Annotated in this window: 15 protein-coding genes; 3 read left to right on the top strand and 12 right to left on the bottom strand. The window is 37.7% G+C overall.

Annotated elements, in window-relative coordinates; translation table 11 throughout:
• Positions 1-95 precede the first annotated feature (95 nt).
• Genes pyrF through LVD47_RS15600 form a run of 3 tightly spaced genes read right to left on the bottom strand, consistent with a single transcriptional unit; the run spans position 96 to position 2272 of the window.
• A complete protein-coding gene (gene pyrF, locus LVD47_RS15610) occupies positions 96-917 on the bottom strand; it encodes an orotidine-5'-phosphate decarboxylase (protein ID WP_236978537.1) in 822 nt (273 codons plus the stop codon).
• Complete coding sequence (locus LVD47_RS15605) at positions 914-1168, bottom strand: NifU family protein (protein ID WP_236978535.1); 255 nt, start codon at positions 1166-1168, stop codon at positions 914-916. The genes pyrF and LVD47_RS15605 overlap by 4 nt, the downstream gene beginning before the upstream one ends.
• Positions 1169-1192: 24 nt before the next feature.
• Positions 1193-2272: an Mrp/NBP35 family ATP-binding protein gene (locus LVD47_RS15600; RefSeq protein ID WP_236978533.1), complete on the bottom strand. Its 1080-nt coding sequence runs from the start codon at positions 2270-2272 to the stop codon at positions 1193-1195.
• 239 nt (positions 2273-2511) lie between these two features.
• Here LVD47_RS15600 and LVD47_RS15595 point away from each other — a divergent pair, with 239 nt between their 5' ends.
• The 3 genes from LVD47_RS15595 to LVD47_RS15585 are packed head-to-tail and all read left to right on the top strand — an operon-like array spanning position 2512 to position 5243.
• Positions 2512-3474, top strand: a complete 963-nt coding sequence (locus tag LVD47_RS15595; RefSeq protein ID WP_236978529.1) for a bifunctional riboflavin kinase/FAD synthetase — start codon at positions 2512-2514, stop codon at positions 3472-3474.
• Entirely contained in the window at positions 3440-4534 is a 1095-nt protein-coding gene (locus LVD47_RS15590; protein ID WP_236978527.1) for a glycosyltransferase family 2 protein, read from the top strand. The genes LVD47_RS15595 and LVD47_RS15590 overlap by 35 nt, the downstream gene beginning before the upstream one ends.
• Complete coding sequence (locus tag LVD47_RS15585) at positions 4509-5243, top strand: RluA family pseudouridine synthase (RefSeq protein WP_236978525.1); 735 nt, start codon at positions 4509-4511, stop codon at positions 5241-5243. The genes LVD47_RS15590 and LVD47_RS15585 overlap by 26 nt, the downstream gene beginning before the upstream one ends.
• A gap of 17 nt (positions 5244-5260) precedes the next feature.
• Here LVD47_RS15585 and LVD47_RS15580 read toward each other — a convergent pair whose 3' ends face one another.
• The 9 genes from LVD47_RS15580 to LVD47_RS15540 form a co-directional block, all read right to left on the bottom strand.
• The gene (locus tag LVD47_RS15580; RefSeq protein WP_236978523.1) at positions 5261-6370 is read right to left on the bottom strand and encodes a putative type IX sorting system protein PorV2; all 1110 of its coding nucleotides are present in this window, start codon (positions 6368-6370) and stop codon (positions 5261-5263) included.
• A gap of 48 nt (positions 6371-6418) precedes the next feature.
• Entirely contained in the window at positions 6419-7438 is a 1020-nt protein-coding gene (gene aroF / locus LVD47_RS15575) for a 3-deoxy-7-phosphoheptulonate synthase (RefSeq protein ID WP_236978521.1), read from the bottom strand.
• A gap of 2 nt (positions 7439-7440) precedes the next feature.
• On the bottom strand, positions 7441-8223 hold the full coding sequence (gene trpA / locus LVD47_RS15570; protein WP_236978520.1) for a tryptophan synthase subunit alpha: 783 nt from the start codon (positions 8221-8223) through the stop codon (positions 7441-7443).
• Positions 8216-9400 (bottom strand): tryptophan synthase subunit beta, encoded by a 1185-nt coding sequence (gene trpB, locus LVD47_RS15565; protein WP_236978518.1) that lies wholly within the window; start codon positions 9398-9400, stop codon positions 8216-8218. Before trpB ends, trpA begins: the two co-directional genes overlap by 8 nt.
• Before the next feature lie 132 nt (positions 9401-9532).
• Positions 9533-10162: a phosphoribosylanthranilate isomerase gene (locus LVD47_RS15560; protein WP_236978515.1), complete on the bottom strand. Its 630-nt coding sequence runs from the start codon at positions 10160-10162 to the stop codon at positions 9533-9535.
• A gap of 53 nt (positions 10163-10215) precedes the next feature.
• Complete coding sequence (gene trpC / locus LVD47_RS15555; RefSeq protein WP_236978514.1) at positions 10216-11028, bottom strand: indole-3-glycerol phosphate synthase TrpC; 813 nt, start codon at positions 11026-11028, stop codon at positions 10216-10218.
• Entirely contained in the window at positions 11028-12020 is a 993-nt protein-coding gene (gene trpD / locus LVD47_RS15550; RefSeq protein ID WP_236978513.1) for an anthranilate phosphoribosyltransferase, read from the bottom strand. Before trpD ends, trpC begins: the two co-directional genes overlap by 1 nt.
• A gap of 1 nt (position 12021) precedes the next feature.
• Positions 12022-12612 carry an anthranilate synthase component II gene (locus tag LVD47_RS15545; protein WP_236978511.1) on the bottom strand — a complete coding sequence of 197 codons (591 nt, stop codon included), beginning with the start codon at positions 12610-12612 and terminating at the stop codon, positions 12022-12024.
• Positions 12613-12724: 112 nt separating this feature from the next.
• Positions 12725-13066: a hypothetical protein gene (locus LVD47_RS15540; RefSeq protein ID WP_236978509.1), complete on the bottom strand. Its 342-nt coding sequence runs from the start codon at positions 13064-13066 to the stop codon at positions 12725-12727.
• Positions 13067-13128: the final 62 nt, after the last annotated feature.

Below are 13128 nucleotides of genomic sequence, written 5' to 3'. Positions count from 1 at the left end.
AACGAGAAAATCAAAATTAAATTTAACGCAGAACTGTTAAATATAAATTAAATCTGTTTTAAAAGAAAGTTTCAAAAAAATACAAAACAAAATTTTTAAAAACAATCTACCAATAACTCAGACATTTTATTTTGCAATTTCAAAGCTTCCCTTCTGGCTTCTTTTTCAAAATCCCGATCACCACTAGCATAAATTATTCCTCTGGAGCTATTTACTAAAAGACCACATTCACCTGATACTAATGCTGAAGAAACTACTTCTTCCAAACTTCCCCCTTGTTTCCCTACTCCCGGTATAAGTAAAAAATGATTGGGAACCTTATTCCGTATTCCTCTTAATTGCTCGGGGTGCGTCGCTCCCACCACATACATAGTGTCTTCCGAATTCCCCCATTGAGATGAAATGTCTAGGACTTTCTCATATAATTTATCACCACCGTCCTCCATTTCTAAAAATTGAAAATCCTTACTGCCCGGATTGGAAGTTAAAGCTAAAATTATTACCCACTTATCTTCGATTCCATAAAAGGGTTTTACGCTATCACTTCCCATGTAGGGTGCAACCGTTATGGCATCAAATGAATAGGTTTCGAAAAAGGTTTTGGCGTACCGTTCGGAAGTATTGCCGATATCACCTCTTTTGGCATCTGCTATCAAAAATTGGCTGTCCGGAATGTAGTCAATAGTTTTTTCTAATGATTTCCAGCCCGGTACCCCCAGGGATTCATAAAAAGCAATATTTAGTTTATAGGCTACACAAAGATCGTGTGTGCAATCAATTATTCGTTTATTAAATTCAAAAACCGGATCATCGTATTCGTGAAGGAAGGAAGGTATCTTTTCCGGATCTGTATCCAATCCAACACAGAGGAAGGAATTCTTTAATTGGATTTCATCAATCAGATTCTTCCTTCTCATGCTACATCAACACCGTTGACAGCTACTACTTCCGTAATGGTAGGTACTTTTGAAATAATTGCCCGCTCTATTCCAGCTTTCATGGTCATAGCTGACATGGAGCATAATTCACAATTGCCCAACCACTTAACATATACTTTCATATCATCACTGATTTCGACAATTTCGACATCACCTCCATCTACTGCCAGGTGCGGCCTAACAGAATTAAGGGCTGAATCTACTTTTTGGATCAATTCTTCTTTACTCATTCCAATTTTAATTGATGTACAAATTTACGATTTTATTTTTACTATTCTCGTAGGATCTTCCGTCTTATTTCTCATTTGTATATAGTAAATGGTCCGTTCGATCACATTGTTTAAATAATCATTAATTAAATTATCTTCTTCAAGGATTGCCGGGATTCCATTATCCGCCAGACTACCGACCTGAGACACCAAAGGAATTTGCCCCAATAATGGAACTTCAGCGTAATCAGCTAATTTTTTTCCTCCCCCTTTTCCAAATATATGGTATCGATTATCCGGTAGCTCCTCGGGTGTAAACCAGGACATATTTTCAACAACGCCCAAAATTGGCACATTAATACTCTCTAATCGAAACATATTGGCAGCCTTTATCGCATCAGATACGGCGACATCCTGCGGAGTAGTAACTACTACAGCACCTGTTACCGGTGCAGTCTGGACCATGGTTAATTGAATATCACCGGTTCCAGGAGGTAAATCAATAAACAGAAAATCGAGTTCCGGCCATAATACATCGTTGAGAAATTGTTTAATTATCCCCCCCAGTCGAGGACCTCTCAACACAACTGCTTGTTCTGGGTCAAGAATAAACCCAATAGACATTAAATGAAGACCATGCGCTTCCAACGGCAACAGAAGCTGTCTACCATGGATATTTTTCACTTTAGGACGCTTGTTTTTCAATCCAAACATTGTAGGGATTGAAGGTCCATACAAATCGGCATCAATCAATCCGACAGAATACCCCTTTTTTGCCATTCCCGCTGCCAAATTGGAGGCAACCGTGGATTTACCCACCCCCCCTTTTCCAGAAGCTATAGCTACAATATTTTTAATATGTGGATAGGGATTATCCGGCTGGGGAATTTTATTCTCAAAGTGAATGTTTACCTCAGCTTCAGGAATTACTTTATATAAGGCCTCCAACACTGAGAAATTCAATTTATTCTTAATATCAGGATTCAAGTTATTAAATGCCAACACAATATTAACCTGGGTTCCGGATATTTCAATTTTCTCCAAATGAGAAGACTTCCCTAATTGTTGCCCATTCACCGGATCCTCCAGTGTATCTAGTGTATTTCGTATTAAAGTTTCATTCATGTAAAAGAATCTTTTAATATTTTATGTTATTAGGTTAACAAATATCGTATTTCTTCGTTCAGATATTAAATGAAGTTTTTAAGAATTTAGAAGAAAATTCAATTATTCAATGAATATTATTTGGAGGACAAATAGTTTTCAGGCATTTTCACAGCGAAATTAATTAAGTGAGAGAAGTATTTCATTTCTCCCATATTGTTTGTAAAAGTGACGATAAAAAGAGTAAGAATTTAAAATTTATGAACGTATATCGATCTTTAGAAGAGTTACCGCAAACCATAAAAAATCCAGTTATTACCTTTGGATCTTTTGATGGCGTTCATTTAGGTCATTCCTATGTTTTCAACCGCATGAAAGCAATTGCTAATGAGGTAGAGGGCGAGACTATAGTCACTACCTTTCACCCTCATCCTCGCAAGGTTATTTACCCATCTGATAAATCCTTAAGTTTAATTACTACAATCGAAGAAAAAATTAATTTATTTGAAAAAAATAATATTGACCACCTGGTCATTATGCCTTTCTCAGTTGAATTTTCACAAATTACTCCTCAGGAATACATCGAAACCTTTATCATAAAATCCTTTAGACCTCATACCATTGTAATTGGTTATGATCACCGATTTGGCCTCAACCGTAAAGGGGATATAAATACATTAAGATGGTATGAAAAGAATAACCAATTTAAGGTTGTCGAAATCCCACAAAAAAGAGTAGAAACCATGAAAATCAGTTCTACTGTAATTCGCAAATCCATACAAAATGGGGATGTTGTAAAGGCGAATACACTATTAGGTCATAATTTCAAATTGTCGGGAACTGTAATTCACGGTGAAAAATTAGGAGAAAAAATTGGATATAAAACTGCTAATATCTCCCCGGTATCTAAAGAAAAGCTTATACCCGGAGAAGGTATTTATGCGGTTTTTGTCAATTATGATGAATATCAGTATAAAGGTATGTTGTATATAGGGACCAAGCCTACCATTCGATCGAACGGGCAAAAATCTATTGAAGTACATATATTTGATTTCAATGAAATAGTTTACGGCAAAGAAATCGAAGTTGAATTTATAGAATTTATTCGTAAAGATGCTACTTTTGGGTCGCTGGAAGAATTGCGTGAAAAAATCAATTCAGACAGGGAGCAATCCTTGAAAATTTTAAATGGAATTAGAAGAAACTATAAAATTGAAATATGATTTAAAGGTAGCTATTGTAATTCTGAATTACAACGGCCTTCATCATTTAAAAAGATTCTTGCCATCTATTATTCAACACAAGCCCGATTATGCGGATATTATTATTGCAGATAATGCGAGTACAGATCAATCCTTAGAATATTTACATAGTAGCCATCCTGGTATTCAAATACTGGAATTAGATCAAAACACTGGATATGCAGGTGGTTACAACAATGCGCTGGACCAAGTTAATGCTGAATATTACTTCTTATTAAATTCTGATGTAGAGATCAATCACACTTCCATAAATGCTTTAATTAATTTTCTTGATAATCACCCGGCATATGCTGCCTGCCAACCTAAGGTGAAATCATATCTCCAAAGAGATGAGTTTGAGTATGCGGGCGCTAGTGGTGGATGGATTGATTTTTTTGGCTATCCACTTTGTCGTGGGAGGATATTGGCTACCAATGAAAAAGATGTTGGCCAATACGACGATATGCAACGTATCTTTTGGGCTACCGGAGCCGCTTTGATGATACGATCAGAAGTTTTTCACAAAGTAGGAGGTTTTGATTCAGACTTTTTTGCACACATGGAAGAAATAGACTTGTGTTGGAGGATCCAAAGAATAGGCATGCATATAGGCGTAGTACCCGAATCTGAAATCTATCACCTGGGCGGTGGGACATTGAGCTATGAGAGCCCCCGTAAAACCTTTCTCAACTTCAGGAATAGTTTGTATATTCTTGCCAAGAATCAACGCGGACATATAGTCATTTGGATGCTATTCATACGACTGGTTCTGGATGGTATTGCAGGTATTCGATTCTTATGCCTTGCAGACTGGAGAAACTTCATGGCAATCATCAAGGCCCATTTGCATTTTTACGTAAACCTACCCGACACATGGAAAAAAAGAAAAGCGTTTTTACATCGAATGGAGGAGCAAGGTATTAAGGAAAGAGTAGCACTTGATGGCAAATATTCCGGATGTATAGTTTGGGATTACTTCATATTAAGAAAAAAGAAATTCAGTCAATTAGGAATAAATGAGCAAAGGGAAAAAGAAATATAACGTATTATATCTTCATAAAGATTTTGTAATTGTTGATAAATCACCGGGCGTATTATCCGTTCCGGAAAGATTTACCGATGAAGCAAGTGTAAAAAAACTTCTAAGAGACGAATACGGTGAAATTTATGCCGTTCATCGAATCGATAGGTTTACTTCCGGTGTAATGATCTTTGCTCGCAATGAAGACGCCCACAAAGTACTCAATCAAATCTTTGAATCCAGACAAGTAGAGAAGAAGTACCGCGCCCTTGTTCAGGGAAGGTTTTTAGAATCTTCAGGTACCTGGCGTTTCCCTATACTGAAGCTTCCCGGCTTAAACAAAGTAGTAATTAATAAAAAGGGTAAAGACGCCATTACCCATTATAAGGTTCTGGAAGCTTTTGAGAGTTATTCTTATTTAGAACTCAAAATTGACACGGGAAGAACACACCAAATCAGAGTCCATTTGCAGGAGGCAGGACATCCCCTTCTAGTAGACCCGGAATATGGAAATCAAACTGAATTTTTTGTGTCAGAGATTAAAGGAAACCGGAAATTCAATCTGGGTAAATATAAAGAGGAAAGGCCAATTCTCATTCGTACCCCATTACATTCATTCTCAATTCAATTTAAATACCCCGGCATGGAAGAAGAATTATATTTTGAAGCTCCTTTTCCAAAAGACTTTAAGGCGACACTGAATCAATTACGCAAGTGGCGTAAAATGTAATTCTTATTTACCAAAGCTTAATTATTACCATCACCACCTTCTTCCCTTCCTTTTAGCGTATACATCGCTGAAAATACGTGGGATAATGAACTCTTGGAATCATCTTCATTCAAAAAGGCCAGGGCATAATTGATATTTACCCTGCCCAATCGCAATCCAATTCCCATATTGGGCTGTATAAAGTATTCATCGGATTCAGGATTATTGATTTTTTTTCGCTTTTGGACTGATGCAATACCTGCTCGTAAAAACAAAACATCCCTGGAATTCATTTCGAGCCCTACATGTGGTTCAATACTCATAGTCTCAGAAGCGACCAGCGTATTTCTCACCCCATCAAAAGTAATATCTGCATCCAATGCCAGCGTAAAGTTCATATCTTCGCTCCACCCAAACTCCTGGGCAATTCCTGTAGAGACACTTGGACGAATCACCTCTCTTGCAGACTCTGGAACTACATTTCCAAGTTGTTGCAGGATCTCTATTTCACTATCAGTAAATTGATAAGACCATGAATTCGTAGTAGTAGAGATATCCCTCACTACAAATCCAAAATGAAACCTTTCTCCGGAATAGGAAGCGGCCGCATCCAGTCCTCCGCCCCAAGCTTTGGCAAAACTACCATATACTCTCCGGATAATTTTCACATTCCCTCCTACTCGCCAGGGGCTGTCACCTAATTGAGTGCTATAGGTAATTAGTCCCGCATAATCTGCCACTGTAAAAGAACGGATATTCGAATAATTTATCCTGCCATCTGCATCAAATAATTGAAGTGTGTTTGGGATGTCGTCAACGCCCATACGTATTAGTGAAATTCCACCATACGACTTGCCATCACTTCCAAGTGAAAATGCTGACCCCAGATAATCATAGTTTACCACCCCTGCAAACCATACGGCGTGCATGGCACTTAATTGCATGGGGCCATCCCATGTGGATAAATTAGCCGGATTCCAATATGCCGATTGTACCGACTTTTCCGTAGCGACTACAGCTTTTCCCATTCCTAGTGAACGGGCACCTACACCAATGTTCAGGAAGTTATTTCCGTAAATCTGTTGGCCCTTACCTTCCTGAAATCCCAAAACGAGATAAACTACAATAAATAAAATCCCAAATCTCATTCTATCATTTGTCATAATCAAATAGATAACGTAATCATATTCCTTTAATTACAATTGGTCAAGATCTTCTCTTAATTTATACAATTTCATTAATTTACTATACAATTTTTCAGCTTGCAGATAATCCAACGTTTGTTGCCCGTCGGAAAAGGCTTTTTCCGGTTTTTCATGGACTTCCAGGATAACTCCATCCGCACCGGCCATTACAGAGGCCATAGCTACTTTATCTACATATTTTCTTACCCCTATGCCGTGTGAAGGATCTGAAATAACCGGAAGATGCGAACGATCTTTTAATACCGCTATAGCATTTATATCCAGTGTGTTTCGATATGACTTCTCAAAGGTACGGATCCCCCTTTCACATAGTATTATATTTTCATTACCGTTGGAAAAAATATACTCTGCTGACTGCAATAATTCGGGTATGGTCCCACTTATTCCCCTTTTCAACAAAACCGGTTTATCCACTCCTCCAAGAGCATCCAGCAAGTTAAAATTTTGAGAATTGCGAGCTCCTACCTGAAATATATCCACATAATCATACATTTCCTCTATTTGCTCTACCATCATTACTTCAGTAATAATCTTTATTCCTTGCTCCCGACAATGGCGATAAAAAACCTTCAGACCATCCATCCCCAATCCTCTGAATGAATACGGTGACGATCTCGGCTTATAAACACCTCCCCGCATTACCGGTATTTTATTGGCTACCAGATGTTGTACAGTTGATTTTATTTGTTCTTCCGATTCTATCGAACAAGGACCGGCCATTATAGTAAAAGAGTCGGGACCAATACTGCAATTGTTTCCAATTTTAATAGTAGATTCATCCAATTTCCACTTCTTGGATACCAATTTATAGGGATCACTGACTCTATGAATATCTTTTACCCCCTGTAAATTACCAATACTCCTTATATCAAATCCTGAACGGCCTATGGCCACAATATAGTTGCCAAACTGTGTACTTACTTCTGTTCCCCCTTTGACAAGCTTATCAAGCTCTCTTAATAGAGATTTTTTTTCGTCTTCACTGATTTGGTGCTCCAACTGAATAATCATAATTATCCCTTTATATCGTTAACAAAATTACGTACAACATCGACTATGGATTGATCTTCTTTTTTATTACCAATTGCTTTGATAAACGCACTCCCGATTATGGCTCCATCGGCATAAGCGACAGCATTTTCAAAACTTTTGTTATCCGAGATTCCAAAACCAATCATTATAGGGTTATTCAACTTCATATCGCGGATCCTCTGAAAATATTCCTGTTGTTCACTAGAAATTTCTTTGGTCTTCCCGGTGATAGAAGAATCCGATACCACATAAATAAAGGAATTGGATATAGAGTCTATATATTGAATTCGTTCTTTGCTGGTCTGAGGGGTAATAAGAAAAACGACGGAAACTCCTTTCTCATCGAAAAGAGACTTATATTCTTCATGGTAAAGATCCGGCGGAAGGTCAGGAATTATCAATGTTTCAATGCTACATTCAACACATCTATCCAAAAACCTTTCCACTCCGAATTGCATCATTTGGTTTAAATACCCCATTAATATAAAAGGCGTATTAGTATTTTTTGCCATACTTTCGACCTGATTAAATAAGGTGTTTATAGTCAATCCATTATCTAATGCAATTTTACTACTTTCTTGAATGGTAGGACCATCTGCCATGGGATCGGAATAGGGCATCCCTATTTCAATCATATCCACTCCCTCTTCGATCAAAGCTTTCAAGGTAACCTCCGTATCGTCAAGCCTGGGGTATCCAGCAGTAAAATAAATATTCAATAACTTTCCTTTACTATTCTCAAAAACTTTCTTTAACCTATTCATTACCCATAAATTTCATATAAGTCTGGAGGTCTTTGTCACCCCTTCCACTCAAACATATAATAGATATTTCGTTCTCTTTCAATTCCAAATAATTAAGGGCAGCCAATGCATGAGAAGATTCCAACGCCGGAATAATTCCCTCTAGTTGACTTAGCTCCAGAGCAGCTTCCAGTGCTTCTCCATCCTCGATAGAGAGGACTTGGGCACGCCCGGATTTTATCAAATGAGCATGCATAGGTCCTATTCCCGGGTAATCAAGACCGGCAGAAATAGAATGAGGTTCAATTATTTGACCATCTTCAGTCTGCATCAAGAGCGTCCTGCTACCGTGGATAATTCCCTCTGTACCCAAAATAGATGTTGCCGCCGACCTTCCTGAATGAATACCTTCACCTCCGGCTTCTACAGAAACCAATTCAACATCCTCATCATCCAGATAATGATAATAAGCACCGGCAGCATTAGATCCTCCGCCTACACAGGCAATAATCCGATCCGGATTGGGTTTTCCCTCGAGTTCCTGCATTTGTTGCTTCATTTCTTCACTTATGACAGATTGGAAGCGCGCAACCATGTCCGGATAGGGATGCGGACCAACTACTGACCCAATAATATAAAACGTATCGAGAGGGTTATTAATCCAGTCCCTGATAGCTTCATTAGTTGCATCCTTTAAAGTTTTACTTCCACTGGTAGCAGGACGAACCTCAGCTCCTAACATCTTCATTCTAAAAACATTAGGCTTCTGTCTTTCAATATCTACCTCACCCATATAAACTATACACTCCAGCCCCATAAGTGCACACACAGTTGCGGTGGCAACACCATGCTGACCAGCGCCGGTCTCAGCTATAATCCTCGTTTTACCAAGTTTCTTGGCCATGAGGATTTGGCCTATCGTATTGTTAATTTTATGAGCCCCTGTGTGATTCAGGTCTTCCCTTTTGAGATAAATATTTGTATGGTATTTATCCGATAATCGATGGGCATAATACAACGGAGATGGTCTGCCCGTGTAATGTTTGAGCAAATATCTGAATTCTTTCTGAAAACTTTTCTCCTGCATTATTCCAAGATAGTTTTCCTGAAGTTCAGTAACATTGGAATGTAGCATTTCAGGAATAAAAGCACCACCAAAATTACCGTAAAATCCTTTTTTATCAATTGTATATTTCATGTACTGTATTTTTTGTCTCCAACGAAAGATCTAAAGACCATTTTATGTATCTTCATAATTAAGAATTTGTATATTCCGAAGGCCTAACTTCGAGTAAAATCCATTATAAGCTACGCCAGACAAATTGAAATTCTATTGTAAAATATTTGAATCCATCTCCTCCAATTCTACCAAAAACTGCTTAACACTTTCCACATTCTTCAACCCGGGTGATATCTCAAACCTACTATTAATATCAAGCCCATATAATTGCGGGTGTTTAATTTTTTTAATATCATTCACCATCCCGGGCCCAATTCCTCCACTGAGAAAAAAGGGAACTTTCCCCTTATATTCTGACAATTTGTTCCAATCAAATGGGACCCCATTACCTCCCCGCTTCGGCCCTTTGGCATCAAAAATAAAATAGTCAACAAATCCGCTATATGGTTCCAAAGTTTCAAAATCAAAATCTTCACCTATACTCACAGCCTTGAAAACAACTACTCCCCTTTCCATAGCCCATTGACATACTTCCAATGATTCGTCACCGTGCAATTGCACACAATCCAGATCATACAATGCAATCGTATCATCCATTACTGATCTATCCTCATTTACGAATACACCAACTTTTTGTATGTGAGGAATCATTACATCCTCCAGTTCAGAAACAAAGCGACTTGATTTATTGTAGAAAATAAATCCGATAAAATCAACGTCCAGCCTGGCTAAATCAGCAATATTGCCCGCTTGGGTCATCCCACAAACTTTTATTTTCAACTTGCCCATTTTATTCAATATCTTTAAACCAATTTAAGGTACTAAAATACAGATTACTTAACCTCGGCCAAGGAGAGCTTTAGCTCTTCAAATTCTTCAATGAGTGACCTGCAAGCTTTTACCGGATTATCAGATTTCATAAATTGAGTACCAATCAAAAACCCATCATATCCCTTTTCATACAAAGTAAGCATATCACTGGCATTCTTGATTCCACTCTCAGATATCTTCACTTTATCTTTAGGGATCTTATCAAAAATATCAAGTGAATACTTTATATCCACAGAAAAATTCTTCAGATTCCTATTATTCACACCCACAACATTTACATTGTCCGAAATTTTTTCAATGTGTTCTTCAGAATGCAGTTCCATCAATACTTCCAACCCCATGTTCTGAGCAGTCCTGGATAGGGTGGCAATCTGCTCTTTTGTTAGAATTTCGGCGATAAGTAAAATTACATCGGCTCCAATAGAACGTGCCTCTATAATCTGATATTCATCTACTATAAAATCCTTACGTAAAATTGGACAATAGTTGAATTCCCTCGCTATCGAAAGGTCTTTAGATGAACCGCCAAAATACACTTCATCTGTTAATACACTCAACCCTGAAGCCCCTGACTGCATATATCCTATCGATATTTCTTCCACGGATGCGTATTGGTTGATAAAACCTTCAGAAGGCGATTTCCTTTTAAATTCCGCTATGACACCAGATTTATCCGGCCTTTTTATATACGTCGAAAAAGAAACACAATCTGATTGAAAATAAGGGCTCTTCTGCAATAACGAAACAGGATACAATGCCTTCTTTTCCCGGACTTCCTCAATTTTAGAATTCTTTATTTTCTCCAATATATCCATTACTGGTTATTTAAAAGGTTTTTCAAAATACTTCTGGCATTCCCCCTATCTATACTTTCTTCAGCTTCAAGACGACATTCATCCAATGATTTTTCTGGGTTCAACGTCTGGATGGCGAAAGCACTGTTTACAATAACTACATCTCGTTGGGCTTTAGTAGATGAACGATCCAATACATTCAAAAATATTTGCTTTGCATCATCAACTGAATCACCACAATATAGTTCTTCTTGTTTTAACAAGTCAAACCCTATTTCCTCCGGACTAAATATGTCTTTTGATGAATTTGTAATACGGATAAAGCGGTCAGTTAATGATATTTCATCGTATCCGTCAATATTGTGAACTACGGTAATATCATATCCGGCTTGACCCATCACATCACTATACAAATCAGCCACTTCTTCGCTATAGGCCCCTAGTAAATATGCTTGGGGTTTACTTGGATTAACAGTGGGGCCAATGATATTAAAAAATGTCTTCACTTTCATGGCCTTGCGCACTGGAGCAACAAATTTCATTGCCGGGTGAAATAATGGAGCATGCAAAAAACAAAGATTTGCCTTATCCAATTGTCGGTTTAATGTATCTTCACTATCCGTAAATACATACCCCAGCGATTGAAGTAAATTGGAAGAACCAGAAATAGACGAAGCCGCATAATTTCCGTGCTTACTCACTTTATACCCTGCACCCGCTACTACAAAACAAGATAATGTAGAAATATTAAAGGAATTCTTCCCATCGCCACCGGAACCGACAATATCAATTCTGTTCTCAAATTCCAAATTTACTTTTTTACTTAAATCATATAGGGCCTCCCTAAACCCGGCAAATTCCCCGGAAGAAATGGGACGCATTCTGTACACAGTCAAAAGCGATGCTAATTCTTCATTCGTTAAATTTCCCGTACCTATTTCCTTCATAATATCATAGGTAGTTTCACTAGGTAATAACTCACCATTAAATAGTTTTTCCAAAATATCTTTCATGCTACCGGTTTTTAATAAAATCCTTTGCTATTTCCAAAAAATTTATGAGGACCATCTTTCCCTGGGGTGTCAAAATAGATTCAGGATGAAATTGAACACCATAGACTGGATCTGTTTTGTGACGCACCGCCATTATCTCTCCATTATTATCCTCTGCTGTGACAATTAACTCCTCTGGTGTTGTTCCTTTCTTTATTATCCAGGAATGATATCTACCTACCTTATTTCCTGATTCCACTCCTTTGAATAAGCCACATTCCTCTACGATATTCAACCCACAATCCACACCATGGTACACCTGATCCAAATTTTCAATTTCAGAACCATACAATTCACCGATGGCCTGGTGACCAAGGCAAACACCTAAAATAGGCTTTTCAGATTTATATCTTTTTAAAATAGCCGGCATATTCCCTGCATCCGCTGGGACACCTGGCCCGGGAGAAAGAATAATAATATCGTACTTCCCAACTTCCTCAACGGAAATTTTATCGTTCCTTACGACATCGATTTCACAATCAGATATCTCCTTAAGATATTGGTACAAATTGTACGTAAAAGAGTCGTAATTATCTATAATGATCACATTCATATATGCTAATTTTCAATGTACTATTCATAATTAAAATCCAATCAACAAATCTCAAAATCCAAGAAAAAACTAGAAGTCAAAATCAAAAAGCTACAGCCCATCAAAAAAAGATTTAAATACTCTTTGAAAGAATAGAAGATATGATCATTTTAAGTTCAATTGCTTCCTTTCCCGTACCTCCCGGATTCGTATCGTTAATCGAGGGCAGAAAATAAGTACTTTCCGTCGCTCCTTTTTGTGTAATTTTCATACTTATCCTGAAATCTTTTGTACTAAGTGAATCCTTGACCTCCCGATAATTTACCTCTATAGCCCCAGTAGATTGGATAGCCTGATTAAGATCCTCTATAACTCCGGTATTCTTAGATAATCTATTTCCATATACTGGGTTCCTCATAGCGATCTGAAATGTCCTGTCTTCCAAGTTGTTAATTTTATCGTTAATATTTTTCATTGGATTTCGGAATTTGTTTATTAAACAGAATCATCCGGGACTTGACAGTTGTCGTTTGATGA

It is taken from the genome of Membranihabitans maritimus (genome assembly GCF_021729145.1).
In the GTDB taxonomy this organism is placed as follows: Bacteria; Bacteroidota; Bacteroidia; order Chitinophagales; family Saprospiraceae; genus Membranihabitans; species Membranihabitans maritimus.
Note: the sequence above shows the minus strand (reverse complement) of the source record. Positions and strands in the feature narration are given on the sequence as shown.

What these genes read in the sequence shown, in the direction of transcription:
- pyrF (WP_236978537.1), bottom strand. Translation starts at nt 917, where the DNA reads ATGAGAAGGAAGAATCTGATTGATGAAATCCAATTAAAGAATTCCTTC.
- LVD47_RS15605 (WP_236978535.1), bottom strand. Translation starts at nt 1,168, where the DNA reads ATGAGTAAAGAAGAATTGATCCAAAAAGTAGATTCAGCCCTTAATTCT.
- LVD47_RS15600 (WP_236978533.1), bottom strand. Translation starts at nt 2,272, where the DNA reads ATGAATGAAACTTTAATACGAAATACACTAGATACACTGGAGGATCCG.
- LVD47_RS15595 (WP_236978529.1), top strand. Translation starts at nt 2,512, where the DNA reads ATGAACGTATATCGATCTTTAGAAGAGTTACCGCAAACCATAAAAAAT.
- LVD47_RS15590 (WP_236978527.1), top strand. Translation starts at nt 3,440, where the DNA reads ATGGAATTAGAAGAAACTATAAAATTGAAATATGATTTAAAGGTAGCT.
- LVD47_RS15585 (WP_236978525.1), top strand. Translation starts at nt 4,509, where the DNA reads ATGAGCAAAGGGAAAAAGAAATATAACGTATTATATCTTCATAAAGAT.
- LVD47_RS15580 (WP_236978523.1), bottom strand. Translation starts at nt 6,370, where the DNA reads ATGAGATTTGGGATTTTATTTATTGTAGTTTATCTCGTTTTGGGATTT.
- aroF (WP_236978521.1), bottom strand. Translation starts at nt 7,438, where the DNA reads ATGATTATTCAGTTGGAGCACCAAATCAGTGAAGACGAAAAAAAATCT.
- trpA (WP_236978520.1), bottom strand. Translation starts at nt 8,223, where the DNA reads ATGAATAGGTTAAAGAAAGTTTTTGAGAATAGTAAAGGAAAGTTATTG.
- trpB (WP_236978518.1), bottom strand. Translation starts at nt 9,400, where the DNA reads ATGAAATATACAATTGATAAAAAAGGATTTTACGGTAATTTTGGTGGT.
- trpC (WP_236978514.1), bottom strand. Translation starts at nt 11,028, where the DNA reads ATGGATATATTGGAGAAAATAAAGAATTCTAAAATTGAGGAAGTCCGG.
- trpD (WP_236978513.1), bottom strand. Translation starts at nt 12,020, where the DNA reads ATGAAAGATATTTTGGAAAAACTATTTAATGGTGAGTTATTACCTAGT.
- LVD47_RS15545 (WP_236978511.1), bottom strand. Translation starts at nt 12,612, where the DNA reads ATGAATGTGATCATTATAGATAATTACGACTCTTTTACGTACAATTTG.
- LVD47_RS15540 (WP_236978509.1), bottom strand. Translation starts at nt 13,066, where the DNA reads ATGAAAAATATTAACGATAAAATTAACAACTTGGAAGACAGGACATTT.